The 24157-nt window shown below is 60.3% G+C and carries 26 protein-coding genes; 12 read left to right on the forward strand and 14 right to left on the reverse strand.

The annotated features are described in order from the left end of the window. Window positions 1-3: 3 nt before the first annotated feature. Genes AC24GY_RS24780 through AC24GY_RS24795 form a run of 4 tightly spaced genes read left to right on the forward strand, consistent with a single transcriptional unit; the run spans window position 4 to window position 5430 of the window. Window positions 4-423: an Hsp20/alpha crystallin family protein gene (locus AC24GY_RS24780; RefSeq protein ID WP_422315995.1), complete on the forward strand. Its 420-nt coding sequence runs from the start codon at window positions 4-6 to the stop codon at window positions 421-423. After that, a complete protein-coding gene (gene lon / locus AC24GY_RS24785; RefSeq protein ID WP_487688439.1) occupies window positions 420-2849 on the forward strand; it encodes an endopeptidase La in 2430 nt (809 codons plus the stop codon). Before AC24GY_RS24780 ends, lon begins: the two co-directional genes overlap by 4 nt. Beyond that, on the forward strand, window positions 2846-3829 hold the full coding sequence (locus AC24GY_RS24790) for a zinc-dependent alcohol dehydrogenase family protein (protein WP_487688442.1): 984 nt from the start codon (window positions 2846-2848) through the stop codon (window positions 3827-3829). The genes lon and AC24GY_RS24790 overlap by 4 nt, the downstream gene beginning before the upstream one ends. A 14-nt stretch (window positions 3830-3843) precedes the next feature. Beyond that, window positions 3844-5430: a bifunctional aminoglycoside phosphotransferase/ATP-binding protein gene (locus AC24GY_RS24795; RefSeq protein ID WP_487688445.1), complete on the forward strand. Its 1587-nt coding sequence runs from the start codon at window positions 3844-3846 to the stop codon at window positions 5428-5430. A gap of 1404 nt (window positions 5431-6834) precedes the next feature. Here the strand turns inward: AC24GY_RS24795 and AC24GY_RS24800 are convergent. The 3 genes from AC24GY_RS24800 to AC24GY_RS24810 form a co-directional block, all read right to left on the reverse strand. Next, window positions 6835-7686, reverse strand: coding sequence for a helix-hairpin-helix domain-containing protein (locus tag AC24GY_RS24800; protein WP_487688447.1), 852 nt, complete (start codon window positions 7684-7686; stop codon window positions 6835-6837). A gap of 157 nt (window positions 7687-7843) precedes the next feature. Further along, on the reverse strand, window positions 7844-8686 hold the full coding sequence (locus tag AC24GY_RS24805) for a sugar phosphate isomerase/epimerase family protein (RefSeq protein ID WP_487688449.1): 843 nt from the start codon (window positions 8684-8686) through the stop codon (window positions 7844-7846). After that, window positions 8683-10083 (reverse strand): hypothetical protein, encoded by a 1401-nt coding sequence (locus AC24GY_RS24810; RefSeq protein ID WP_487688451.1) that lies wholly within the window; start codon window positions 10081-10083, stop codon window positions 8683-8685. The genes AC24GY_RS24805 and AC24GY_RS24810 overlap by 4 nt, the downstream gene beginning before the upstream one ends. A 266-nt stretch (window positions 10084-10349) precedes the next feature. On the opposite strand from AC24GY_RS24810, the gene AC24GY_RS24815 reads away from it, so the two are divergent. The 3 genes from AC24GY_RS24815 to AC24GY_RS24825 are packed head-to-tail and all read left to right on the forward strand — an operon-like array spanning window position 10350 to window position 13744. After that, on the forward strand, window positions 10350-11651 hold the full coding sequence (locus AC24GY_RS24815) for an efflux RND transporter periplasmic adaptor subunit (RefSeq protein WP_487688453.1): 1302 nt from the start codon (window positions 10350-10352) through the stop codon (window positions 11649-11651). 24 nt (window positions 11652-11675) lie between these two features. After that, a complete protein-coding gene (locus AC24GY_RS24820; RefSeq protein ID WP_487688456.1) occupies window positions 11676-12380 on the forward strand; it encodes an ABC transporter ATP-binding protein in 705 nt (234 codons plus the stop codon). After that, entirely contained in the window at window positions 12377-13744 is a 1368-nt protein-coding gene (locus AC24GY_RS24825) for an ABC transporter permease (protein ID WP_487688458.1), read from the forward strand. The genes AC24GY_RS24820 and AC24GY_RS24825 overlap by 4 nt, the downstream gene beginning before the upstream one ends. 139 nt (window positions 13745-13883) lie before the next feature. Here the strand turns inward: AC24GY_RS24825 and AC24GY_RS24830 are convergent, their stop codons facing one another. Continuing rightward, a complete protein-coding gene (locus AC24GY_RS24830; RefSeq protein WP_487688460.1) occupies window positions 13884-15293 on the reverse strand; it encodes a DUF1501 domain-containing protein in 1410 nt (469 codons plus the stop codon). 257 nt (window positions 15294-15550) lie between these two features. On the opposite strand from AC24GY_RS24830, the gene AC24GY_RS24835 reads away from it, so the two are divergent. Beyond that, on the forward strand, window positions 15551-16180 hold the full coding sequence (locus AC24GY_RS24835; protein ID WP_487688463.1) for a hypothetical protein: 630 nt from the start codon (window positions 15551-15553) through the stop codon (window positions 16178-16180). Between the two features lie 39 nt (window positions 16181-16219). Next, window positions 16220-16684, forward strand: a complete 465-nt coding sequence (locus tag AC24GY_RS24840; RefSeq protein WP_487688466.1) for a hypothetical protein — start codon at window positions 16220-16222, stop codon at window positions 16682-16684. Between the two features lie 185 nt (window positions 16685-16869). Here AC24GY_RS24840 and AC24GY_RS24845 read toward each other — a convergent pair whose 3' ends face one another. The 3 genes from AC24GY_RS24845 to AC24GY_RS24855 all read right to left on the reverse strand — a co-directional run bounded on the left by AC24GY_RS24845 (window position 16870) and on the right by AC24GY_RS24855 (window position 17892). Next, window positions 16870-16998 (reverse strand): hypothetical protein, encoded by a 129-nt coding sequence (locus AC24GY_RS24845; protein WP_487688468.1) that lies wholly within the window; start codon window positions 16996-16998, stop codon window positions 16870-16872. A 58-nt stretch (window positions 16999-17056) separates the two neighbouring features. Then, window positions 17057-17374 (reverse strand): CsbD family protein, encoded by a 318-nt coding sequence (locus tag AC24GY_RS24850; protein WP_487688471.1) that lies wholly within the window; start codon window positions 17372-17374, stop codon window positions 17057-17059. 350 nt (window positions 17375-17724) lie between these two features. Then, window positions 17725-17892: a DUF3309 family protein gene (locus AC24GY_RS24855; RefSeq protein ID WP_422321224.1), complete on the reverse strand. Its 168-nt coding sequence runs from the start codon at window positions 17890-17892 to the stop codon at window positions 17725-17727. Window positions 17893-18056: 164 nt separating this feature from the next. On the opposite strand from AC24GY_RS24855, the gene AC24GY_RS24860 reads away from it, so the two are divergent. Further along, the gene (locus AC24GY_RS24860) at window positions 18057-18695 is read left to right on the forward strand and encodes a sigma-70 family RNA polymerase sigma factor (RefSeq protein ID WP_487688474.1); all 639 of its coding nucleotides are present in this window, start codon (window positions 18057-18059) and stop codon (window positions 18693-18695) included. A gap of 180 nt (window positions 18696-18875) precedes the next feature. On the opposite strand, the gene AC24GY_RS24865 is transcribed toward AC24GY_RS24860, so the two are convergent. From AC24GY_RS24865 to AC24GY_RS24890, 6 genes are all read right to left on the reverse strand, one after another. Further along, complete coding sequence (locus tag AC24GY_RS24865; RefSeq protein WP_487688476.1) at window positions 18876-19631, reverse strand: DUF892 family protein; 756 nt, start codon at window positions 19629-19631, stop codon at window positions 18876-18878. Between the two features lie 59 nt (window positions 19632-19690). Then, window positions 19691-20389 (reverse strand): response regulator, encoded by a 699-nt coding sequence (locus AC24GY_RS24870; RefSeq protein WP_487688479.1) that lies wholly within the window; start codon window positions 20387-20389, stop codon window positions 19691-19693. A gap of 145 nt (window positions 20390-20534) precedes the next feature. After that, window positions 20535-21893: a cytochrome B6 gene (locus tag AC24GY_RS24875; RefSeq protein ID WP_487688481.1), complete on the reverse strand. Its 1359-nt coding sequence runs from the start codon at window positions 21891-21893 to the stop codon at window positions 20535-20537. Window positions 21894-21967: 74 nt separating this feature from the next. Further along, window positions 21968-22120 carry a hypothetical protein gene (locus AC24GY_RS24880; protein ID WP_487688484.1) on the reverse strand — a complete coding sequence of 51 codons (153 nt, stop codon included), beginning with the start codon at window positions 22118-22120 and terminating at the stop codon, window positions 21968-21970. 64 nt (window positions 22121-22184) lie between these two features. Continuing rightward, the gene (locus AC24GY_RS24885; RefSeq protein WP_487688487.1) at window positions 22185-22346 is read right to left on the reverse strand and encodes a hypothetical protein; all 162 of its coding nucleotides are present in this window, start codon (window positions 22344-22346) and stop codon (window positions 22185-22187) included. A 39-nt stretch (window positions 22347-22385) separates the two neighbouring features. After that, entirely contained in the window at window positions 22386-22724 is a 339-nt protein-coding gene (locus tag AC24GY_RS24890) for a universal stress protein (protein WP_487688490.1), read from the reverse strand. Here AC24GY_RS24890 and AC24GY_RS24895 point away from each other — a divergent pair. Continuing rightward, a complete protein-coding gene (locus tag AC24GY_RS24895) occupies window positions 22624-22851 on the forward strand; it encodes a response regulator transcription factor (RefSeq protein WP_487688493.1) in 228 nt (75 codons plus the stop codon). The genes AC24GY_RS24890 and AC24GY_RS24895 overlap by 101 nt on opposite strands. Before the next feature lie 608 nt (window positions 22852-23459). Beyond that, window positions 23460-23819 (forward strand): hypothetical protein, encoded by a 360-nt coding sequence (locus AC24GY_RS24900; protein ID WP_422321223.1) that lies wholly within the window; start codon window positions 23460-23462, stop codon window positions 23817-23819. A 16-nt stretch (window positions 23820-23835) separates the two neighbouring features. Here AC24GY_RS24900 and AC24GY_RS24905 read toward each other — a convergent pair. Continuing rightward, on the reverse strand, window positions 23836-24157 hold a 322-nt coding region (locus AC24GY_RS24905), incomplete at its 5' end, for a YhjD/YihY/BrkB family envelope integrity protein (RefSeq protein ID WP_487688497.1).

Raw genomic sequence — 24157 nt, forward strand, 5'->3', positions numbered from 1 at the left:
ACCATGCCTCGCAGCATCCGACTCACGCGCCTCTTTACGATGGCGGACCAACTGGCCAACCAGCTGCAGGGCCTGCAGTTCGCGGGCCTGCAATCTCCGGAAGCCGTGTGGCGTCCGGATGTCAATGTGTACGCCCATGAAGACCACCTGGAAGTTTGTGTGGATCTGGCGGGAGTGGCCAAGCAGGAGATCAAGGTGGAGGTGGAGCCGCGGCGTCTCGTTGTGCGGGGCCAGCGCCAAGCGCCGGACAACGGCTGTGATGCCACCTCCTGCTGCCGCATCCTCGTCATGGAGATCCCGGACGGCAGCTTTGAGCGCGTGCTGGAATTTCCCATGGCGGTGGACACCGAGCGTGTGGTTGCCAGACAGGACAACGGCTGGCTGTGGATCACACTTCCCCTGCAAGCGGAGGACGCATCATGATGGAAGATCTCTCATTGAAAACGGCGGAGGCGATCACGGAGCCGGTGAGCGCGGGTGTCTCCGCAACGGGCGGAGAACCGGCAACGCCGGTGGCGGGCGCGGTCGAGGTGCTGCCGATCCTGCCGCTCAGAGACACGGTGCTTTTTCCAGACACGATCATGCCTCTGACCATCGGGCGTGCCTCCAGCCTGCAGTTGCTGGAACAAAGCCTGCCGCAGAGCAAGCTGCTGGGGCTGGTGCTGCAAAAGGACAAGGAGAGTGACAGTCCCGGCATGGACCAGCTCTATGAGCACGGGGTCATCGGCCGTGTGATCCGCATGATCCGCCAGGACGGCGGGGTGGTCGTTCTGGTGCGTGGCGAACAGCGCATGCGCATCAAGCAGGTGACGCAGCAGGAGCCTTTCATGAAGGCGGAGGTGGAGACGCTGGCCAGCGTAATGCCTGACAAGGGAGATGACCTGGCCGAGGCGGCCGTGCGCAATCTCCGCGAGTCTGCCGGGAAGCTGCTCAGCCTGCGGCCGGAGATCTCGGACGAAGTCAAAGGCTTGTTCGCCACCATCGACAACGCCAGCACGCTGACGGACATCCTGGCGGCCAATCTGAGCATTGAGACGGAGGCCAAGCAGAAGCTGCTGGAGGAAACTCACGTGGCCCGCCGGGTGGCGGCGCTGGAGGTCCACCTCAACAACCAGCTCCACATCGCCGATCTGCAGAGCAAGCTGCGCGAGAACGTGAGCAGTGAATTTTCCGACGCCCAGAAGCGCGCGTATCTGCGCGAGCAGCTGCGCGCCATTCAAAAAGAGCTGGGCGAGGATGGCAGCGGTGAAGAGCAGGTGGAGGACATCCGCCAGCGGCTGGACAAGGCCGGACTGACTGAGAAGGCGAAGGTGCAGGCCGACCGCGAACTCAAGCGGCTGGAGGTCATTCCGCCGCAAAGCCCGGACCACTCTGTGATCGTCAACTATCTTGAAACGATGGCTGAGCTGCCGTGGAACGTGCTCAGCGATGAGAAGGTGGATTTGCACAAAGCGCAGGAGATTCTGGACCGCGACCATTACGGCCTCAGCAAGGTGAAGAAGCGCCTGATCGAGTACCTCGCGGTGCGCAAACTCAACCCTGCGGGCCGTGGACCGATCCTGTGTTTCCTCGGGCCTCCGGGCGTCGGCAAAACGAGTCTGGGGCAGTCCATTGCGGAAGCGCTGGGGCGCAAGTTTGCGCGCATCAGTCTCGGTGGCCTGCGGGATGAGACGGAGATTCGCGGACACCGCCGCACCTACATCGGCTCCATGCCGGGGCGGTTGATTCAGGAGCTCAAGCGGCTGGGCACGCGCAATCCTGTGCTCATGCTGGATGAGATCGACAAGCTCGGCGCGGACTTCCGGGGAGATCCCGCCAGCGCGCTGCTGGAGGTGCTGGACCCGCGCCAGAACCAGGAGTTCACGGACCGCTACATCGATGTGCCATTTGATCTTTCGCAGATCATCTTCATCGCCACGTGCAACACGCTGGACACGATTCCCGCACCGTTGCGCGACCGCATGGAGATCGTGGAACTCTCCGGCTACACGGAGCGTGAGAAGCTCAGCATCGCGAAGAACTACCTCGTCAAACGCCAGCTCTCCGAGCACGGCCTGACGGAGGACCAATGCACCTGGAGCGACGAAGCGCTGGAGCGCGTGATCGAAGACTACACGCGTGAAGCCGGTGTGAGAAATCTGGAACGGCAGATCGCGTCCGTGACGCGGCATATCGCAGCCAGCGTTGCCAAAGAGGAGATTACCCAGGCCATGGTCACACCCGGCATCGTGCGTGAGGCACTCGGCCCAGCGGCGTTTGTGCGTGAGAGCAAGCTGCAAACCAGCGTGCCCGGCGTGGTCACCGGCCTTGCCTACACCACGGCGGGTGGCGAGGTGCTGCACATCGAAGCGATTCGTTTTCCTGGCAAAGGCGGGTTCACGCTCACCGGGCAGCTGGGCGATGTGATGAAGGAGTCCGTCCGTGCCGCGCTCAGCCTCGTGCGCAGCCGGGCTGCGCAGCTCGGCATTGATCCCGAGAGCTTCGACAAAAACGAAGTGCATGTTCATGTGCCGGCCGGTGCTGTGCCGAAGGACGGGCCGTCTGCGGGCATCGCCATGTTCACCGCGCTGGCCTCGTTGTTTTCCAACCGCTCTGTGAGCAAGGACGTGGGCATGACGGGAGAGGTCACCCTGCGCGGTCTGGTGCTGCCCATCGGCGGCTTGAAGGAAAAGTCCATCGCCGCGCTGCGTGCCGGGCTCAAGACGATCATCATTCCCAAGCTCAATGAGAAGGACGTGCCTGATCTGCCTGAGGAGGTGCGCCAGCGCCTGAAGATCCTGCCGGTGGAAACCGTGGACGAAGTGCTGGCGGCCGCACTGGAGCCCGCCGCAGAAAATCATGAGTCATGAAAGCGATGCGCCTCGAATCCAACGGCGGACCTCTGGTCTGCCGCGAGGTGGACCGGCCTACGCCCGCTTTTGGACAAGTCCTCGTGAAGGTCACCGCGTGCGCCGTCTGCCGCACGGATCTCCATGTGCTGGACGGTGAGCTGCCGAATCCCAAACTGCCGCTGATTCCCGGGCATGAGATCGTCGGCATCATCGAAGAGATGGGGGAAGGGGTGACGGGATTTCAGAAGGGCCAGCGTGTGGGGATTCCCTGGCTGGGCTGGACCTGTGGTGCCTGTGACTACTGCTGCAGCGGCCGCGAAAATCTTTGTGATGCCGCCAAGTTCACCGGCTACACTCTGGATGGCGGCTATGCCGAACACACCGTGGCGGATGCGCGCTACTGCTTCCCGCTGCCTGGAGATGAGAGCGATGTCTCCATGGCCCCGCTGCTCTGCGCGGGGCTCATTGGTTATCGTTCGCTGATGAAGACCGGCACTGCGCGGCGGGTGGGCCTCTATGGCTTTGGAGCCGCGGCGCACATCGTCATTCAAGTCGCACGTCATCAAGGACGCGAAGTTTATGCCTTCACCCGGGCAGGGGACGAGGCGGCGCAGAAGTTTGCCCGCAGTCTCGGCGCCGTGTGGGCCGGTGCCTCCGATGAGCGCCCGCCGGAGCTGCTGGATGCCGCCATCATCTTTGCGCCCGTGGGTGCGCTGGTGCCTGGGGCTCTGCGGTCTCTGGTCAAAGGCGGCACGGTGGTCTGCGGAGGGATTCACATGAGCGACATTCCCTCCTTCCCGTATGCGGATCTCTGGCAGGAGCGCAGCATCTGCTCCGTGGCCAATCTCACGCGCCGTGATGGCGAAGAATTTCTCCCGCTGGCGGGAAGCATCCCGGTGCGTGTGGAGACACGGAGCTTTCCGCTGGAAGCCGCGAACGAAGCGCTGGCCATGCTGCGCGCGGGCCAGCTCAGCGGAGCCGCCGTGCTGGTGCCCTGACATTTTTTTCTCTCATGATCTCCGCCGCCACCCAACGCCTGCTGGATTTTCTGTCTGACACCGAATCCTACCCGCACCGACCACCGCAGGTCACGCTGCTGCAGACGCATGCGTCCTGGGTCTTCATCGCACCGCCCTTCGTGTACAAAATCAAGAAGCCGGTGAGCCTGGGCTTCCTTGACTTCTCGACGCTGGAGCTTCGGCATGCCGACTGCAAGCACGAGCTGGCGCTCAACCGCCGCCTTGCGGATGACGTCTATCTGGGGATCGAGCCCATCTGCGAGCACGAGGGCCACCTGCACTTCGGCGGCTACGGCGAAGTCGTCGAGTGGGCGGTGAAGATGCGGCAGATGGACCCGCGCTACTTTTTGCTGCAGCTCATGCAGACCGAAGAGGTGGGCACGCGGGAGATGGACCGCATCGTGGAAAAGCTTAACCGCTTCTACGCCTCCCAGCCTCCGCTGCCGGCCGCAGAGGTCACCACGGCGAACGAGCATCTGCGACAGAGCACGGAGGACAACTTCAAGGCTGCCGCGCGATTCGTGGGCCAGAGCCTTTCGCAGCATGCGCTGGATGCCATCGCGCATTACACGCGCGAGTTCTTCACGCGGCAGAGCGCGCTGCTTGAATCACGCCTGCATGACGGCTGGATCCGCGACTGCCATGGCGATCTGCACCTCGATCACATCCACCTCTCTCCCGAGGCGGTGCGGATCTACGACTGCATCGAGTTCAACACCGACTTCCGCTGCATTGATGTGGCCTGCGACATCGCGTTTCTCGCCATGGACCTCGATTTCAACGGCCGCTCCGATCTGGCGCGGTACATCGTCGAACGCTTCGCGGTGCTGCTGGATGACCACGGCATCCGAGCGCTGATGGATTTTTACAAATGCTACCGTGCCTGCGTGCGCGGCAAGGTGGAGAGCCTGCATGCTCATGCGGAGACTGTGGCGGAGGCGGAGAAGCAATCGAGCCTCCAGCTTGCGCGCCGGTACTTCCAGCTGGCACTGCAATACGTTGTGGCAGGTTCCAGACCCTGCGTCTTCGTTTTCATGGGCAAGGTGGCCTCGGGCAAGTCAGCACTCGCGGCAGCGCTGGGGCAGGAGACAGGGTGGCCGGTGCATTCTTCGGACCGTCTGCGCAAGACCCTGGCGGGCACGCCATTGAACCACCGCGGCAGCGCGGAAGAGCGCGCGGCGCTGTATGCCCCCGCGATGACGCAGAAGACTTATGAACGGCTGTTTGAGCAGGCGCTGGCCACGCTGCGTGAAGGGCGCTGCGTCATTCTCGACGCCACGTTCTCGAAGGTGGAACAGCGCCATGAGCTCAAGCAGGTGGCTGACGCCGAAGGATGCGACGTGAGATGGATCGAAGCGCATGCCAGCGAGACGGTGGTGTGTGAACGGCTGAAGGAGCGTGATGAAGATGCTGAAGTCGTGTCTGATGCGCGCCTCGAAGACTACAAGCGATTGAGCGCCGGTTATCAGCGGCCGGATGAGCTGCGGGAGGAGGAGAAGATTTCCATTCTTGCTGACGGGAAGGTGGATGAGGTCTTCAGCGAACTGCTGAGCCGGCTGGTGGTGACGCGTTCTATTTAGTACGAATGATTTTCGGTGGGGGGATGTGTGTTTGATGAACCATTGCGCAATAGGCTGACAAGAAGGGGGCGATGGTGGAAGTGGACGCGGTGCGTGGATGCGGAGGACTCGCGGCGGGGCTAGTTGCAGACGCTGCTGGTGGCCGTGGCGTGTGGCGGAGGGATGGGTTTGCTTTCCGGATTGGCTGGTGAAACCCAGGGGAGCACTCGCTAAAGCTCGGCACCCCTGGGCTGTATGACGGAAGGCCGTTGGCCTTCAAGACGAGGATGTTGGTCTATCGCATGAGTCTCCACAGGTTGTGCGTATTTTGGATGGCGGCAGCGATGAGGTGCTGTTTATGAGTGTTGCGTGGTGGGCGTGGGGTGAGTGTGGTGGAGAAGAGTCACCGGCTGCCGCGTTCGAATATCTCGTGGTATGCGTGAGCCGACCAGCACGTCGAAAGCGGTAGCTGCGTTCGTTCCTGACTGCGCGACCGCAGTCCATATGGGAAGTTGCATCGGCTTGATATGGGAATGAGTTTCGGGAAACGCTCTATATGACGGAAGGCCGTTGGCCTTCTAGACGAGGATGTTGGTCTGTTGCGCAGGTCTCAACAGGTTGTGCGCGTTTTGGGGTGTGGCTGCGATGAGGTGCTGCTTATGAGTGTCGCGTGGTGGGCGTGGGGTGAGTGTGGTGGAGAAGAGTCACCGGCTGCCGCGTTCGAATATCTCGTGGTATGCGTGAGCCGACCAGCACGTCGAAAGCGGTAGCTGCGTTCGTTCCTGACTGCGCGACCGCAGTCCATATGGGAAGTTGCATCGGCTTGATATGGGAATGAGTTTCGGGAAACGCTCTATATGACGGAAGGCCGTTGGCCTTCTAGACGAGGATGTTGGTCTGTTGCGCAGGTCTCAACAGGTTGTGCGCGTTTTGGGGTGTGGCTGCGATGAGGTGCTGCTTATGAGTGTCGCGTGGTGGGCGTGGGGTGAGTGTGGTGGAGAAGAGTCACCGGCTGCCGCGTTCGAATATCTCGTGGTATGCGTGAGCCGACCAGCACGTCGAAAGCGGTAGCTGCGTTCGTTCCTGACTGCGCGACCGCAGTCCATATGGGAAGTTGCATCGGCTTGATATGGGAATGAGTTTCGGGAAACGCTCTATATTACGGAAGGCCGGTGGCCTTCAAGACGAGGATGCTGGTCTGTTGCGAAAGTCTCCACAGGTTGTGCACCTTTTGGAGGGCGGCTGCGATGAGGTGCTGTTTATGAGTGTCGTGGGCGCGGGCGGCTGGCGAAGAGTTAATGGCTGCCGCGTTCGAATATATCGTGGTATGCGCGCGCCACCGAGTCCGTCGAAAGCGGTAGCTACGTTCGTTCCTCACTTTGCGACCGCAGTCCATATGGGAGGGGCATCGGTTTGATTTGGAAATCAGTTTGGGGTGCTGTCGTAGAAGCGGCTGCACTCAGCCTCGCGGCCACGGACGATGCGGCGGCCTTGGAGCGGGCCAAAGGTGGAGGTGATGACGGTGCACTGGCGTTCGGTGCCATCTCCATCATAGAAGAGGACGACCCAGTCGTGGGTCTTGCCGAGATCATGGGCGTGGGCGGAATTGGAAAAAAGGGCGGTGTAGTGACGCGGGCCGCGCATGGTGTGCATCACGGGCAGCCAGGCTTCGCCCGTGGGATTGAAGCGTTTCGGGGCGATGAGCCTGATCTTTCCCGCGCGGGCGTCCTCCCGGTACTGGCGGTCCACATCCAGAATCTCCGCAATGGAGGGATCGGCGGAGAGCGGATGGAATGAACGTGGCTTTGGCAGGCGGCCCAGACGCTGCGCGAGTGTGTCGCGGATGCCGGCGAGCCGCTTCATGCCGATGCCTGCGATTTTTTCCAGACGTCCGTCATGTGCGGCGGCCTCCAGCTCCTGGAGCGTTTCAATGCCCAGCTCCTCATGCAGCTTCCAGGCGGTGTTTTTGCCAATGCCGGGCACGGAGGCCAGCTGCGCGATGGGATCGCTCTCTCCGCGCAGGCGTTCAAGCATGCCCGACTTGCCGTGCAGCACGATGTCCCGGATCACGTGAGCGATGGTGTCGCCCACGCCGGGAATCTTTTCCAGGCCTTCCAGACCTTCACGAGCGAGCACATCTGCGACGGGCTCCTGCAGCGTGCGGAGGGCGTCAGCCGCATGTACATAGGCCTGCACGCGGAAGCGGTTGGCGCCCTGTTCGGCGAGGATGCGGGAGACCTCTTCGAGGCTGCCGGCGATCTGCTGGTTCGGTGTCATGCGGTGGTTCCAAGGATACGTCTCTGCACCGCTTTGCGGAGCTCTTCCTCGAGGAACATGCCGCTGCTCTGCAAGCTGCGGCAGGCCTCCTCAACGGTGAGATGATGGACTTTCATCGGGAACTCGGCGCGTGATGCGGTGAAAGCGGGCAAGGTGCTCAACGAGGAGGTTCGTGCCCCGCTTTCTCCAGGAACTCCCGTGCGCGCACCGCGCGTGCCAGGACGATCTCGACGGCCTCGTTTCCTGATCCCTGAAGTTCCAGAACGAGGGGGCCAAAGAATTGATTGCGGCGCAGATCTTGAATGACCCAGGGCCAGTCGATGGTGCCTTCGCCGGGCGGCAGGTGAGCATCCCAGTCGCCGCGATTGTCATTGATGTGCACCAGTTTGAGATGGCCTGAGAGCTTCTGGATCACCAGGCCCAATTCGCGAGCGAGATGAGCGTGCCCGGTGTCCAGGCAGGTGCCCACATTGCAGGTGCTGATTTCTCCGAGGAGATACATCAAGTCACGCACATGACCGCAGAGCAAATGGGCCAGCATGTTTTCCAGCAGGAGCTGCACGCCCAGCTCACAGCAGCGTGCAGCGATGAGATTGAGAGACTCCGCTGCATGGTGCATGTGCTGGATGAAGTCTGCCTCCGGAGGGCGGCCTTCGCGCTCGGGGCCGGGATGAAGGACGACGTAGGTGCAGCCCAGCAGCGCAGCGGCTTCAGAGGCGCGAAGCAGTTCATGCACAGCGGCATCCCGCACGGGCTTGCTGAAGGATGTGATGTCGATGCGTTCGGCGAAGGGGGCGTGAAAGGAGACTGGATGCAGGCCCAGCCCGCGCATCCGTTCGCCAGCACGACGGACATCATCCACATTGTGAAAGTCGAGATGGCGGGGAGACGAGCAGACTTCGATCTCGCGAAATCCGGCATCATGCACGGGTTTCAAAATATCGAAGATGCTGCGCTGGTAGAAACAGCCGGTGGAGAGTGCGATGGGCCAGTCAATCATGGGGTGAGTTTGGCGAGGAGCTGCTGCCTTGTGGGTTCCAGATTGCAACTGCCCTGAGTGGGAGGAAAGCAGAAGCCTTTCTCGCGAGTGGAGGTGCAGTTGAGATCGACAAGACGATCAAGGCCGGTCAGGTGCAGGCAGGCAAAGAGCCGCGTGTAGAAGTCCGCGCGGGTGCCTGCCTCGTAGTCGCTCCAGTCGATGCCCCAGCCATGGGATGGATCTTCAAACTTGGAACGGATCAAGCCGGCGATGTGGCGTGGGTGCCAGCTCTGGGCCAGCAGGCAGCGTGTGACCAGCTGCATGCCCGCCGGTTTTAGCAGCAGGTCATTGGGAAACTCCAGCAGGTGGCGCACGCAATGCGGCAGGACAGTGAGGGGCGTCTTGTCGTAGGTCTCATGCCAGCGCTCCTTCGGATCATGCTGGGTGGAGTAGTAGAACTCATGAAAGCGGCGCAGGCGGGAGGCGAGATAGTGCTCCAGCAGGTGGTGAGCGCCCTCCTCCTGAAGGGGGATGCGCACGCAGGCGCGCTGCGCCAGATCCAGCATGTCCTCTTTCACCTGGCGGACTTTGATGGCCTGACGGTAATCCATTTCATGCAGCGGGATGGAGCGGATGGCGGGGAGTTCATCTTCCAATCTGAGCCTGCTGGCGATGCCCGTCATCCAAGGCTTGCGGTAATTGGTGAAGGGCATGCGAATGGTGCGCGTGTGCAGAGGATCGCCGTATTCGGAGATGTCGATGGAGATCATTTCACGCTGCGCTGTGGCGCAAGGTCCGACGTGAACGGCGGTGATTTCGACGGGGAGTGCGGACAAGGGGGCGGCCTTCTCCTTGATCCTGTGCGCCACAAATTCGACGAGCAGGGCGATGGCTGCAAAGCTGGCCTGATCCGCCGGACCAATGCCACCGCTGAGGATGGGCGGGACGCGCTCCATGCAGGGAGCGATGAGTTCGGGCGAAGGGCAGAGGGCGGTGATGCGGGCGGCAATGTCCGAGCTCCGCCGGATGCGCCACACAAAATGGTGGCCCTGGCCAGTGATGAGATGCAGGGGCTGAATGCCCCATTCGAGCAGGAGCGACTCGATCACGCGCACGACGGGTTCCTGGAGTTCAAAGCAGCGCCAGGGATCCACAAAGGCTTCGGCAGGAGAGTCGAAATTCACATACTCCACATCGAGATGGAACAGATGCGACTCTGAGTCTGCCACGGAGCGCGCGATGTCCATGTCGCGCTCCAAGAACCAATCGAGCTCCGCAGGCGGGCGCAGCTCCCGCCGGTCATACGGGCAGCCATCGGTATGAGTCAGAAACACTGCGGTGGAGTGGTCGAGGGAGTCGCCTCCTAAAAACTCGACCAACCTCTGCCGAACGGCGGGATCTGAAACGAAGAGGTTCATGGTGAGGAGTTCGCTGAAACGAAAGCATACTAGCCCCCGCAGGGGGATGATCTACCCATCAAGTGTCATGATTGAACTCTCTTTTGGCCCGGGATGCGTTGCTTAAGAAAGTCAAATAGCTCAATTTAACCCTGCGGGTTTCAGTTTGCTGCGACAAAGAAAGATCATGAAGAAAGCAACTCATGCGCAGCAAAGACACTGCTTTCGCGCTCCACTGTGTCTGTCGCCGTATCACCTGCGGCACCCGTGACCGAGAAGCTTTGGGCATGGAATTCAAACCTTTCCATGGAGACAAAACAATGCGCTGGTTCAAACGACTGATCATGGCCCTGCTGATGCTGGCACTCATCGGGGGCGGCGGCTATTGGTGGCGTGTACACTCGACGGCAGCAGCGGAGCCTGTGCTGAAGACTTCGCCGGTGAAACGTGGAACGCTGGTCGCAATGATCAGCGCGACTGGCACAGTGGAGCCGGAGGAAGTGGTGGATGTGGGGGCGCAGGTGGCGGGGCAGATCATCAACTTCGGCAAGGATGCGAAGGGCGAAGAGGTGGACTACGGTTCGCCCGTCGAAGCCGGCACGGTGCTGGCCCAGATTGACGATGCACTTTACAGCGATGCCGTTGCGCAGGCGCAGGCCAATCTGGACAGCGCGGAGGCCAATGTGTTGCAGATGGAGGCCAAGCTCACCGCGGCGCAGCGGGACTGGGACCGTGTGCGGAAATTTCCTTCCGGCGAGTCTGTCGCGGCTACGGTGTATGATCAATACCTTGCCACGCTCGACACCGCCAAAGCCAGCCTCGCGGCCGCGCAGGCAGCGGTTGCGCAGATGAAGGCCGCGCTGCATGCGGCGCAGCGCAATCTTGCCTACTGCACGATCAAGGCGCCTGTCAAAGGCGTGGTCATTGACCGTCGTGTGAACATCGGCCAGACGGTGGTGTCGAGTTTGAGCGCGCCAAGTTTGTTTCTCCTGGCGAAGGATCTGCGGCGCATCCAGGTCTGGGTCTCGGTGAACGAGGCGGACATCGGTCACATCGTGGTGGACAGCCCGGCGACTTTTTCCGTCGATGCCTTTCCGGGTCAGGAATTCCACGGCACCGTGGGAAAGGTTCGACTCAACGCAACGATGACGCAAAACGTGGTGACTTACACGGTTGAGGTGAACACCGACAATCCCGACGGCAGGCTGCTGCCCTATCTCACGGCCAACGTGAAGTTTGAAGTGGGACGGCGCAATGATGTGCTCATGGTGCCAAACGTGGCGCTGCGCTGGTGGCCGGAGGCGGGCCTTGTTTCCCCTGATGCGCGCAGCGCGGCCCATGCCGCCCGCAAGGCGGGTAATGAAAGCGAGGGGCAACAGCAGCAGGGCACGCTTTGGATTGCAGACGGCCAATTTGTGAAGCCATTGGAGATCAGCGCGGGACTCACAGACGGCACGATGACGGAAGTCTCCGGTGCCGAACTGAAGGAAGGGATGGAAGTGGTCGTCGGCCAGCAAACGCGCGAGGCCGCCAGCGCTGCGGCTGCAGCGGGCGCGAGCCCGTTCACACCCCGCATGGGGCGCAAATAAAGTAGCAACCCCGCGCCCACCGCCATGGAACTGCTCGAAATGAACAACGTCTGCAAGACCTACCATCTGGGTGAGGTGGATCTGCCCGTTTTGAAGGGCGTGACGTTGAAGATCGCGCGGGGCGAGCTCGTCGCGCTCATGGGCGCCAGCGGCTCGGGCAAAAGCACGCTGATGAACCTTCTTGGCTGCCTCGACCGGCCGACGAGCGGGGAGTACTGGTTTGATGGCAAGGATGTGTCCAAGTTTTCCATCAACGAACGCGCTCGCCTGCGCAGCCAACGCATCGGCTTTGTGTTTCAGACTTTCAACCTTCTCGCGCGCACCTCTGCCATCGAGAATGTGATGATGCCGCTGACGTATGCGCGTGAAAATCTCACCGACCGCGAGATGCGCGAGCGTGCGGCGGCGCTGCTGGAAAAGGTCGGCCTGAAGGACCGCATGGATCATCAGCCTTCGCAGCTGTCCGGCGGCCAGCAGCAGCGTGTGGCCATCGCACGTTCGCTGGTCAACCGGCCGCAGGTCCTGCTCGCGGACGAGCCGACGGGCAATCTCGATTCACGCACCAGCGAGGACATCCTGACGATGTTTCAGCAGCTCAACCGCACCGAAGGGATCACGATCATCCTGGTCACGCATGATCAAACCGTGGCGGGTCACGCGCAGCGCACCATTCGCATCCGCGATGGATTGATCGCCGGGAATGAGGTCACAGGAGGAGGTTTGCCATGAGACATTATCAGATCATCAGAACCGCGCTGCGAGCCTTGCGCCGCAATGTCATGCGGGCTTCGCTCACCACACTCGGCATCGTCATTGGCGTGGCGGCGGTGATTGCGATGATGGAGATCGGCAACGGCTCCACGATCGCCATCGGGCGCACCATCGCCAGCATGGGGGCCAACAACCTGCTGGTACAGCCCGGCACCGCCGCGAGTGGCGGCGTGAGTTTTGGAGCGGGCACCGTGATGACGCTCACGCCCGAGGATGCCGAGGCCATCGCGCGCGAATGTCCCGCCGTGGGCGGCGTCGCACCGGCGGTGCGCGCACGCACGCAGGTCGTCCATGGCAATCGAAACTGGGTGCCCATGTTCATCTATGGCACCACCCCCGCCTACCTTGATGTGCGTGACTGGGCGACGATGAGCGAGGGGGAGGCCTTCACGGATCGCGATGTGCGCAACGCCAACAAAGTCTGCCTCGTCGGCCAGACGGTGGTGCGCGAACTTTTCGGCGGTGCCTCGCCAATCGGGCAGGAGATCCGGCTGCAGAACGTCGCTTTCAAGATCGTCGGCGTGCTTCCCTTCAAAGGCGCCAACATGATGGGCATGGATCAGGACGACGTGGTGCTCGCGCCGTGGACCACCATCAAATACCGCGTCGTTGGATCCTCGGCCTCGGTGGGGAATCAGAGCGCGGCTGCCAGCGTCGGCTCGGTCAACACGCTCAAGCAGCTTTATCCCAGCTCCGCTCTCAGCCTTTATCCACTGCCTTCCGCCACCCAACAAGCCGACCGGCCGGAGCCGGTGCGCTTCACCAACGTGGATCAAATCATCGCCGCCGCGCGCACAGCGGCGGAGATTCCCGCAGCCATCCAGCAGATCCGCGCCGTGCTGCACGAGCGCCATCATCTGCGCGCGGACGAAGCCGATGATTTCAACGTTCACGACATGACGGAAGTGACCAAGGCGATGAGTTCCACCACCGTGCTGATGACGAAACTGCTGCTCGTTGTGGCCATGATATCGCTGGTCGTCGGCGGTGTGGGGATCATGAACATCATGCTGGTCTCCGTCACGGAGCGCACGCGGGAGATCGGCCTGCGCATGGCGGTGGGCGCGGAGCCGTCAAGCATCCTGCAGCAGTTCATGGTGGAGGCCGTCGTGCTATGCCTGCTCGGCGGCGCGGGCGGCATTCTCGTGGGTCGCGGCTGCTCCTATCTGGTGAATCTCCTGCTGCACTGGCCCACCGCCACATCGGTGGGAGCCATCATCGCCTCCGTGGTCGTGTCCGCCGCCGTCGGCATCGTGTTCGGTTACTACCCTGCGTGGAAGGCCTCGCGCTTCGACCCGATCGACGCCCTGCGCTACGAATGAGTGCCATCCCAAATAGTGCTGCAGTATGAAATCCAAATCTCCGCGTTTCACCTTTCGTGAGCGCTCCCAATTCCACGATTTGCAGGGGACGCGTTGATTTTTTCTGCGCTCATTACATCGCCCGGCGGTCTGCATGCGATTATCCAAACAGTCCCATGACCGGCTTGCCGGTGGAGAAGGGCGGGCGGGAGAGGCCGGTGTTCATGGTGAGATCGTTCAAAGGCACACCCAGGGCATGAAGCACGGTGGCGTGGAGATCCTGCACGGTGACGGGATCGCTCACCGGAGCGGAGGCAGTCTTGTCGGATTCGCCGTAAACCGCGCCGCCGCGAATGCCACAGCCGGCGACGATGGCGGAGAAGCACTTGGGCCAGTGCTGGCGTCCGGGTGGTCCCTGTGTGAGGATGATGGGCGTGCGTCCGAATTCACCGACGGCAACGACCAGCGTGTCTTCGAGCAGGCCGCGCTGCTTGAGATCCGTGAGGAGCGCGGAGAGCGCCTGATCGAGGCGTGGCAGGCAGAAGTTCATGCCATACGAGCCACCGCCGAAGGCGTTGCCCATGCCCATGTTGCCGCCATGCATGTCCCAGCTGGAGCTGGGCGGGCCGCCGCCTTTTTCGTTGGGAGCGGCACCGACCCAGCCATTGACGGTGATGAAGCGCACGCCTGCCTCGACCATGCGCCGGGCCAGCAGGAGATTCTGACCGAGCGGATGCATGCCGTAGCGTTCGCGCACGGCCAGCGGCTCACTCTTCAAATCAAAAGCCTGCCGTCCTTCAGGGCGGGTCATGGAGTCGTAGGCTTTCTCGCGGAGTTCGTTCCAGTCCTTGCCCTGCGGATTGTCCGCGAGGAGCTTGGATTCCAGGTCTGCCAGCAGCTTGCGCCGCTCCCACAGACGCTCGGGATCTCCCATGTTATAAATCTCCGGCGGCGTGAAATTCGGCATCGCGGGGTGGTTGGTCTCGGAGCCGATGAACACCGGCGCATGCGCAGACCCCAGGTACCCGCCGGAGCCGATGTTCGGTGCGCAGAAGACCGGCGGTCCCACGCATTTGATGAGCCAGGCGTTGGAGACGAGGTTCTCCTCACTCGGCAGATGCTTGGCCACCACGGAGCCGAGATAGGGCAGGCCGTCGGGCTCGCCCTGCTTCACGCGCTCGATCAGCTGCCCGCTGAGCAGGTTGTGCATTGCGTCGAAATGATTGTTGATCGGCCCGGGGTGTGTCATCGAGCGGATGAGGCAGAACTGATCGGTCACCTTCGCCAGCATCGGGTGCAGCTCGCTCAAGTGCATGCCCGGCACCTTGGTGCGGATGGGTTTGTACGGGCCGCGGATCTCGGACGGTGCGTCCGGCTTGAGATCCCAGGTGTCGAGCTGGCTCGGGCCGCCGCACAGCAGCAGAAAGATGCAGCGCTTCTTCGAAGCCACCGCTTTGCCCGAGGCATCCAGCTTGTCCTTGCCGACGACCAGTCCTGGGATGGCGAGGTTCAGTGCGCCGATGCCACCGGCTTGAAGAAACTGGCGGCGCGAGGTCGGGAGGATGTTCATAAACAGTGGCTGTTCGAGACAAATGGAAAGTTGCCTCAGGCAACATGCCCCGTGCAGACCCCGGGGCCGGATAGTTACGTCACCACGCGCCGGGATTTCTCATCAGCGGCATGAATGGCCAAAGATACAAGTATTCGCCAGCTTCAACGAGTGAACGGCGCGCAGGCCAGGCTCAGCAGTGCGAATTACCAGCTGCCGCAGAACACGGCTGCTGGGGGAAGCCCGACATCACTCAGACGCCGGGTGCCCCCAATTCCTTGCTCATCACCTGGCAACGCTACCAGGATGAAGCCGAAACGCTGATGGATGTGAAATACGCCATGCTTGATCTGCGGTCGAAGAAGTTCACGCCGGAGACCTGCCTGATGGACCCCAAACCCGTGCAGGTTCTTCAGGCGCATCCCGCCGTGGCCTTTTGGAATGATGCAAGGCGGCTTTTTTATTGCGAGCGCCAGCACGGCGATCCGCGAGGTCACATCGTGGAGATTTCCGCTGAGCGATGGCCGGACTTTCGTCAGCACTCCTCCTTCAAGGAAAACGCCGTGACACCTGAACTGGGATTTCATTCCCATGTGCAATTCCTTCCGGTTGCCAGCTCGGGCGCGCGGCTTTTCTACACCACGGGCAATCGTGCTGACAAAATCAGCTGCTCGAACATTCGGTCGGACGGCCAATGGAATCCGGGGCCGCATTTCCTGCGATCGCAGTGGAATCAGCCAAACCCAAGTGGTGGCTTGGTCATGGAAACGCAGGCAAACCGCAGTAAGTTCACTGAGAGCCCCCCCCACAATCCAGGGCATGTGCAATATCGTTCATCGAACAAGCCACGTCTGGAATTGAGCAATAGAGGCACTAGACGCATTTGGCTGCGAGCGGGTAGCATCTGACACATGAGCAGTTTTCGACTCCGCCCCCGCTTTTCGCACGTGATCGACTTGGATGTGGAGGCTGCAGTTGAGCTGATCGCCCACTATGCCCGCGAACATGCCGACCGCTGCCAGGTAAAAAGCTTTCCGGGCTTTGTGAGCCTGCATGTGGTGGAAAAAGACACGCATTACTGGTCGCCACGCCTCAGTCTGAGCCTGGAGACCGAAGGTGAAGGGAAAACACGTGTGAGTGGAACCTATGGTCCAAACACCAATGTGTGGGCGGCCTTTCTCTACGGCTACATGCTGGTTGGCTCGGTCGGGCTGTTTTCAGGAATATTGGGGACCTGTCAGTGCTGGCTTGGTATGCAGGCATGGGGGCTGTGGATCGCCACCCTCATGGGGCTGATCGCGGTGGGGATGTACCTCACGGCCCAGTTCGGCCAGAAGATCGGGGCACAGCAAACATTCCAGCTGCATCAGATTTATGAGTCTGCAGTCGGGCAGGGTGTGGAGATCGGGTGATGAGCTTTCTGCGCTGGTGGGTGGGATCATTGCTTTGATGCGGACCTCTGCTCCAAGGGATCCCACCCTGATGGTGTAATCCTGCGGTAAATGCCGCTTGCCCCATATTGAGTGGGTGAAAATTAAAAGCCCCGCCGAATGGCGGGGCTTCTTGGAGAGCTAATTATCTCTGCTGATGACGGGTTTTAGTTTCCGCCGCGCAGCAAGTAAAAGATGAGGAGCACGGGAAGGGGAATGCCGAGGAGCCAGAGAAGGGCATAGCCAATCTTGCCCTGTTGCATGTGCTGCCATTGATTGATCAGTGTGGTTTTCATAATAGTGACGGTTAAGGATTTGTGGTTTGTTGGATCGCACCTGACATGTCTCGTGGTGCTAGAGCTCGTTTAAAATGCGCTCCACTTCTTCACGGGATTTTCCCAGCCGCTGCTGCAGATGGCCGTAGAGTTCGTCTTCCTTGCCTTTTTCATACATCACGTCGTCATCGGTCAACTGGCCAAACTTCTGCTTCAGCTTGCCCTTCATCTCGTTCCAGTTGCCCTTGATCTTGAGCTGTGCTGGAGAGTCGGTGGCCGCCTCGTGGACTTTTTCCCGGGTTTCTTCGCTGACTTTGGTGGATGAATGCTTTTCACAGGCCGTAATGCAGAGCGCCAGACACGGCAGGATGAGAATGGTTTTGAGGTTTGTTTTCATGATGTGGGGTTGGGTTTGGGTGAAATGGGGGACGGCGTTCATTTTTGAATGCTGCCCGGCCAGTGCATGGATGGCCTGAGGGACACCGGTTTAGATTGAGCGGGCCTTTGTCCTAACATCGCGCCTCACCGCAGTGCCGGTTGCATGGATGAGGCCGTTGCATCCGCTGCTGGAAAAGGGGTCTCCACCTGCCTGGCTGCGTTTCAGCGACAGGTTGTCTGCTGATTGGCAGCTGAGGTCAGTGCTGACATTCATTGCGATACATCCACCCATGGCTTCGTGCCGATGGCATGCAGCACCTGCTTTTTTGCTTCGCTGAGGGCACTCGCTTTCATGCAAACGCTTCCAGCTTAAATTCTTCCCATGAGGGCAAGGATCAATAGGATGACGAGCACCAGGCCGAGGCCGCCGCTCGACGCATAGCCCCAGCTGGTGCTGTAGGGCCAGGCGGGCAGTGCGCCGAGGATCAGAAGGATGAGGATGACCAGTAGTAGTGTGTTCTTGCTGCTGTTTCGCAGCGGCGGCACTGCGTGGCTGTAGCATGCTTTTCACTCATGCCACACGGTTGAGCGGGCATTTGGGGGAACCCTGATGTTTTATCAGGGGTCAGGCTTCACCTGACAGGATGGACGGGGTCAGCTCGGGTTGTGAGGCGGGATGAAGTTTTGTATCTCATCTCACCATGAAAACATTCACCACCACATCCTTCACTGAATCGCCTTCCCACAACGAAATCGACACCCAGCAGCCACCTGACGAAGAACTCATGGCTGCCATCCAGCAGCGCGACGCCGGCGCGCTGGAAATTCTCATGCAGCGCTATCGCCGTCTGCTCAAGAGCGCCATCATGCGCACCGTCAATGACGACGCCGCTGCAGAAGACGTCCTGCAGGAGTGCTTCTTCGAACTGTGGCGCCAGGTGGATCACTACTCAGCTGCCAAAGGCCGACCTCTGGCATGGCTGATGACTCTGGGCAAACGACGTGCCATCGATCACCTGCGCCGCTCCCTGGCCTACTGCCGCGCCAAGGACCGCATGGAAAACGCCATCCAGCAGACCGAGACCTTCACGCAGGATTCTGCCGCCGATTGTGAGCAGGCCGATCTCGGGCGCGTCCTCGTCCAGCATCTCTCCTTGCTGCCACAAGCACAAAAGCAGGTGATCGAACTCGCCTTCCTGCAGGGCATGAGCCAGCGTGAAGTGGCGCAGGCCACCCATTCACCGCTTGGCACGGTCAAAACCCGCATGGAGCTCGGCCTGAAAAAGCTGCGCCAGACCTTCCGCACACGCAGCGCCATTCACACCCTGCAGGCCGCTTAATCTACAGCCGCGACACTCTTTCCTCCATCTCGGCCATGGCGTTCGCGCCGGCAGCTGGGATGGAGGATTTTTTATGGGTGTCCCAAAATGAACAAAGGTTGCGCAGCAGTGCCTGTCATCCCACCCGCAGGAACGGCCTCGAATCACTGAGAACGCACCGGACCACCGTAAGAGGTGGGTCTAGTTCTGCATGTATGCAAAGCCGGACTGCTTGAGCGGGCCGCCAAAAAGCGGGACATTGTCGGCCAGTTGCACAAATTCCCACGACTTCTTGCCGTTAGCCCGGATCTGATAGGTCCGGCGAAAGTGATGATGCACATCCTCCTCGGTTTTGGTCTCTTTGCCTTGTGCCAGATAGGCCGCGAAGATTGGAGGCATGTTCATCTCCAGCCAGTTCACCATGCGCTTTTCTTCAGCCACAATTTGGTCGCAGATGCGGACCACTTCCAGCAGGCCCAGCTGCGAGGCGCGTGTGCGCTGGATGGTATGGCAGGCGATCTCAAAATGCTCCGTCACAAGGACCATAAGGACGTCCTTGATGCGCTCATCCCGGGCAAAGGCCGTGCCTGTGCTCTTCACCAGATCCATTCCCGTCCCCGGTGCCTTCATGGTTTTCAGCAGCGCTACAGGGTCGGTTCCCAGCTGCTTCAAGAAGGTGGCGATGGCTTCCGCATGGCGCCGCGTTGCGCCGCTGTGTTGCGCCGCTGTGTTGCGCATGGCGGGGCAATGGGATGGATTATCAGACAGTTTCTTCAGGGCTGTTTCCAGGGTTTTACCCAAGGCATAAATATCGCTCAGTCGGTCGATGAGTTCGTCTTGGGTGGTCATGAGATCGGTGGAAAGGGGTGTCGTGAACCGGATTTGGTCGCCGGCTGCACGTTGCCTGTGAATTCGCACCTCAGGTGTTGCCTGCGCTTCAGGCGCAGTGCTGGTCATGCCATCAGGTAAACAATCCCCAGGCCTGTCAGGACCGTCGTGACAGCAGGCCAAACCGGTCATCCCTCCTGCGTGGTCATCCATTCAATCGCAAAATCCATCAGCTCCGCCGAGTCTTTGAAGCCAAGCTTTTCCTTGATGTGTGAACGGTGGGTTTCGATGGTCTTCACGCTGAGATTCAGCGTTTCGCTGATCTCACGCGTGGTCTTGCTGCGTCCGAACAATTGCAGCACTTCGAGCTGACGCTCTGAGAGATTTTCCAGTGGGGAGCCGCAGTCATCGGTGCTGCCGGCGATGGTTTTGAAAATCAGTTTATCACTGAACTTCGGGCTGACGTAAATGCCGCCGCTGCTGACCTTTTTCAGTGCATCAAGGATATTCTCCATCGCCTGCTGCTTCATCACGTAACCCTTGGCACCTGCTCGCAACGCGCGGAGAGCGTAGATTGATTCGTCATGCATGGAGAGCATGAGAATGATGAGTGCAGGGCGCTCGGCCAGCATATGCTTGATCAGTTCGATCCCGTTTGTCCCGGGCATTGACACATCCATCAGCACCATGTCGGGCTCATGCAGACGCATGGCTTCAAGCGCAAGATTCGCATTGGCCGCCTCCGCGCAGACGGTCACATCGGAGGCGTGGCTGAGATACTGGCAGATGCCATGGCGGAAGACCGGATGATCATCCACGACAAGCAGTCGCCTGCCGACGCTGATCGCTGCTGGCGCGCTGGGGGCGGCGGGTGCTTGGAGGTTCATTGGAAGCTTGAGAAATGAGCCCAAGACCAGGCGATGGGTTGCCCCGAGGTCAGATTGGCTTCCATCCCATCGCAGATGTCAGAACCTCCGGATGTCCTGTTTTGTGAATCCATCTGCCGCCTTTCTTTCACTGCGAGATGCGGAGTCACAGCGTCAGCAAAAAGGCCACGAGGTCTTTTTTCTCCTCTTCATTGAGATGGATTTCCAGCACCAGATTGAAGAACTCGACGGTGTCCGCGATCGTGAGCAGGCGGTCGTCATGCAAATACGGGGGTGAGTCTTTGATGCCGCGGAGCGGGAAGGTCTTGATGGGGCCGTCGGCGCTCGCTTTGCGGCCATTGATCATCTTCTCCTTGAAGAAGCGTTCCACCTGCAGGTTGTGCATGCTGTTGTCGGTGTAGTAGGGCGCTGGGTGGCACACGGCGCACTGGGCTTTGCCAAAGAAGAGCGCCTGCCCGCGCAGTTCCGCCTCGCTGGCCCTGGCGGGGTGCAGCTTGCCGAACACGTCAAGCTTGGGTGCGGGCGGGAAATCCAGCAGTGCCTGAAACTCCGCCATGAAGTGGACCTGGCTGCCGCGTTCGAGGACGTTCACACCTTTTCGTGCTGCGTCTGCCGGGATGCCGTCAAAGTAGGCCGCACGCTGCTCGAACTCGGTGAAGTCTTCCACCGTTTTGAGCGCACGCTGGGAGCCGAAGAGCCGCTGGACGTTCAGGCCGCGCAAGGAGGGCGTGTCAATGCGGTGACGGTGCTCATTGGGACGGATGTCACCCACGGTGTGAGTCGCTGCGTTGGTGTGCCCGTTGGCATGGCAGTCGAAGCAGGCCACGCCGAGGCTCGGATGCATGCTGCGGCGGTCTTCAGTGCTGTTGAACTGCTGCTGCGGGAAGGGGGTGACGAGCAGTCGCAGCCCCTCCAGTTGCTTGGGATTGAGGATGTCTTTGAAGAGGCCGTAAAAATTGGTCTGAGTCACCAGTTTCCCCTGGGATACATCGCCAAGGTCGGGCCGTGTGGTGAGATAGATGGGCGCGGGAAATTCCGGCAGCAAATGCTGGGGCAGATCATAGTCGAGGTCGAAGCGCGACAGATCGCGCGCAGTCTGCTTCTGCGTTTCTTCAATGAGTGGTTTTGGAAACACCATTCCACCTGCTTCGTGGTGAGGGTGCGGCAGCGGGTAAAATCCTGCCGGCCACAGATTTTTGCTCTGGATGATCTCAGGTGACATCGCTGCCAGCTTGTCCCACGTCATTCCCTCCGGCAGTTTCACACGCACGCCGGTCTGCACCGGTTTGCCGCGTGCCATCGTTACCTCCTTGGCGGGGCGGTCTGTGAGGTCGTAGCGTTCGTTCAGCAGCTTTTGCTGTCGCTCGGCAAACGCGGTCTTTTCCTGCTGCAGGCGTTTGACGAGAGAGTCGAAGTCTTCTTCCGCGGCGGCCAGCAGGCCGCCCGCAAGCAGTGCGGCTGCGCAAGCGGACACGAAACGAGGAATGCGAAATGGATTTTTCATGGCAGTGGGTGGGAAGTGGGGTTGGCGTGGACCTTGTCAGAAAAGGAATCGCAACTGACCGCCGGCCTGGTCGTTCAGTCTTCCGGCCTGGTGTCTTGCCTGCGGCCGAAGATATTTTTCAAAGCAGACATCCGGCCGCAGCCGCGAATGCGATTGCATGGAAAATCGCTGCTCCCCATGAAAGCACGTGCCACACCCATAACCTTTTCTCCGGAGAAGATGATCATGGAAGCGCACCTCACACTTTTAACCTGATGCCATAGGATGAGCTACCGCGCCATTATCCATGACTTAAACACCGGACGCTTCCTGCTGCGCTGCCATGTCGAGGGGCATGACCTCCATGAGGCGGAAAATGCAGCCATAGCCAAAGCCGCATTGACGACCAAAGGCCACCCCTGCGACATGGACGTCAGGCATCTGCATCAGTGCTGTGAGCGCGGCTTTGTCCATGCGCCTGACAGTCAGCCCTGTCCCCACGCGCATTAGAAATCAGCCGCCATAGGCTGATGTGTCACTTTCCGCAATATCACATGGGATGAGGAGTAGTGGGAAAGTGGCGCGTTTCAGCACATCCGCAGATGTGCTGCCAAGAAAGAAATGGTAGAGCGCGTTGTGGTGATGTGCCCCCATAATGACGAGGTCCGCATTCAAGCTCGCAATTTCAGCCAGCGCTGTTTCCGAGATCGGTCCTCTAGATTGCACCGCCCTCGCTTCCAGTCCTTGCCACGTGCAAGACTCCAGCGCCACCGTCGAACAGCTCAGCGACCGCGAGATCGAAGTCTTCCGCGCCGTCGGTGAGGGGCGTGGCACTCGTGAGATTGCACGCACTCTCTTCCTCCGCGTCAAGACGGTGGAGACTCACCGCGCGCACATCAAGGAAAAGCTCCAGTTGAAAACCGCCCCTGAACTGGTGCGCGCCGCTGTCGAATGGGTCAATGGCGAGGCCAATCTCTAAACCCATCTTTATGTATGTGGGCGAGCCCGGTAGATTTGTGAGAGAAAACCCATCCGCTTTCCAAACTCCTGCGATAGATCTGTGAGGCGTGAAAAGCAGCTCGACCAGCGATGGACTGAGCAACCGAAATGCCTTTGGTCCTGACCGACTCTTCCGTTGGTCAGGACTCTTTTTTGTCGGGAACGTACGTGCTTTGCACCTGAATGATGCATCAGGTCCGGGCGGGGAGTTGCGTCGAAAAATGGCACCTGTTCCGGGTGCCTTCCCCAGTGAAAAGCAGGTTTTGGCGGGTGCTGAGAAACGGCGGAATGGCCTGCATCAGCAATGCATCCGCAGGGCTGGCCTGTGCCGATGACATGCCTCCGTCAGTTTGGCTCCATAGTCCCCGAACACGCCCAGCAATGGGCGGTTTTTTTTGAGGCAAATCCTCGGAATTTCGACCCCTCTGGCATCCGGACGGGCGGCAGAAAACGATGGTGTCAGGAACAGACGGGAAGAAAAGCCATCCATTAAACTCAAAAAAGACCATGAACATGCCCCAGCACCCAGGTGAAAACACCCTCCAGAGCACAGCAGCCGTGGGCAGCCTTCATCTATGGACCGATGGCATGAGCAGACTTCTCACCACGACCGCACAGCAGATCGGCAGGATTTCCAAAGCCGCTGTCGCCGTGTTCTCGCGCCCCCATAAAGTTTCTTCTCTTCAAGTCACCTGGGCGGGCATTTTGCGTTCAGATCGCGATCAGCTCGTGCCTGAACCGAGTGAAGAACTGCGCTTTCAGGTGGCCAATCAGATGTTTCTCTGTGAAGAGGGCAGGACGTTGGTGTTTGATGACCAATGGAACCCGGATGCATGGGACCACATGAATGGCTACCGCGTGGTATTCCTGGCCGGTTCTGCGCGTGAGTTCAAAGAACCCCTGTTGCAGCGGATGCAGCAGTTCATCACCCGGCTTGGGCGGATTTAGAAGGCCTCACGCGGAGCTATTTTCTCCTCCGCGACCAGTGACCCAGGATACGGCGGCCGCGCTTCCCCGGCAGCCGCCTGGAAATGCCGGACACGCTGTCCTGAGCGGCGCACAAGCAGCCGCGGTACATGATGATGACCCCGGAGAGGTAGATCCACATCAGCAGGACGATCACCACGGCGAACGCACCATAGACCGTGTTGAAGTTGCTCAGGTCATACACATAGTGTTCAAAAAGACGACGGCAGACCTGCAGCAGAATGGTCGTCAGAAAAGCGGCGAACGCGACTTCAGAATGTAGTTCACCACCGTGGCATGGTCCCAGATTTGAGAACCTG

This window comes from Prosthecobacter sp. Pr1 (genome assembly GCF_057652315.1).

Coding starts and splice junctions, on each gene's coding strand:
- AC24GY_RS24780 (WP_422315995.1), top strand. CDS start 4: ATGCCTCGCAGCATCCGACTCACGCGCCTCTTTACGATGGCGGACCAA.
- lon (WP_487688439.1), top strand. CDS start 420: ATGATGGAAGATCTCTCATTGAAAACGGCGGAGGCGATCACGGAGCCG.
- AC24GY_RS24790 (WP_487688442.1), top strand. CDS start 2,846: ATGAAAGCGATGCGCCTCGAATCCAACGGCGGACCTCTGGTCTGCCGC.
- AC24GY_RS24795 (WP_487688445.1), top strand. CDS start 3,844: ATGATCTCCGCCGCCACCCAACGCCTGCTGGATTTTCTGTCTGACACC.
- AC24GY_RS24800 (WP_487688447.1), bottom strand. CDS start 7,686: ATGACACCGAACCAGCAGATCGCCGGCAGCCTCGAAGAGGTCTCCCGC.
- AC24GY_RS24805 (WP_487688449.1), bottom strand. CDS start 8,686: ATGATTGACTGGCCCATCGCACTCTCCACCGGCTGTTTCTACCAGCGC.
- AC24GY_RS24810 (WP_487688451.1), bottom strand. CDS start 10,083: ATGAACCTCTTCGTTTCAGATCCCGCCGTTCGGCAGAGGTTGGTCGAG.
- AC24GY_RS24815 (WP_487688453.1), top strand. CDS start 10,350: ATGGAATTCAAACCTTTCCATGGAGACAAAACAATGCGCTGGTTCAAA.
- AC24GY_RS24820 (WP_487688456.1), top strand. CDS start 11,676: ATGGAACTGCTCGAAATGAACAACGTCTGCAAGACCTACCATCTGGGT.
- AC24GY_RS24825 (WP_487688458.1), top strand. CDS start 12,377: ATGAGACATTATCAGATCATCAGAACCGCGCTGCGAGCCTTGCGCCGC.
- AC24GY_RS24830 (WP_487688460.1), bottom strand. CDS start 15,293: ATGAACATCCTCCCGACCTCGCGCCGCCAGTTTCTTCAAGCCGGTGGC.
- AC24GY_RS24845 (WP_487688468.1), bottom strand. CDS start 16,998: ATGAAAACCACACTGATCAATCAATGGCAGCACATGCAACAGGGCAAG.
- AC24GY_RS24850 (WP_487688471.1), bottom strand. CDS start 17,374: ATGAAAACAAACCTCAAAACCATTCTCATCCTGCCGTGTCTGGCGCTC.
- AC24GY_RS24860 (WP_487688474.1), top strand. CDS start 18,057: ATGAAAACATTCACCACCACATCCTTCACTGAATCGCCTTCCCACAAC.
- AC24GY_RS24865 (WP_487688476.1), bottom strand. CDS start 19,631: ATGACCAGCACTGCGCCTGAAGCGCAGGCAACACCTGAGGTGCGAATT.
- AC24GY_RS24870 (WP_487688479.1), bottom strand. CDS start 20,389: ATGAACCTCCAAGCACCCGCCGCCCCCAGCGCGCCAGCAGCGATCAGC.
- AC24GY_RS24875 (WP_487688481.1), bottom strand. CDS start 21,893: ATGAAAAATCCATTTCGCATTCCTCGTTTCGTGTCCGCTTGCGCAGCC.
- AC24GY_RS24880 (WP_487688484.1), bottom strand. CDS start 22,120: ATGATCATCTTCTCCGGAGAAAAGGTTATGGGTGTGGCACGTGCTTTC.
- AC24GY_RS24885 (WP_487688487.1), bottom strand. CDS start 22,346: ATGGACAAAGCCGCGCTCACAGCACTGATGCAGATGCCTGACGTCCAT.
- AC24GY_RS24900 (WP_422321223.1), top strand. CDS start 23,460: ATGAGCAGACTTCTCACCACGACCGCACAGCAGATCGGCAGGATTTCC.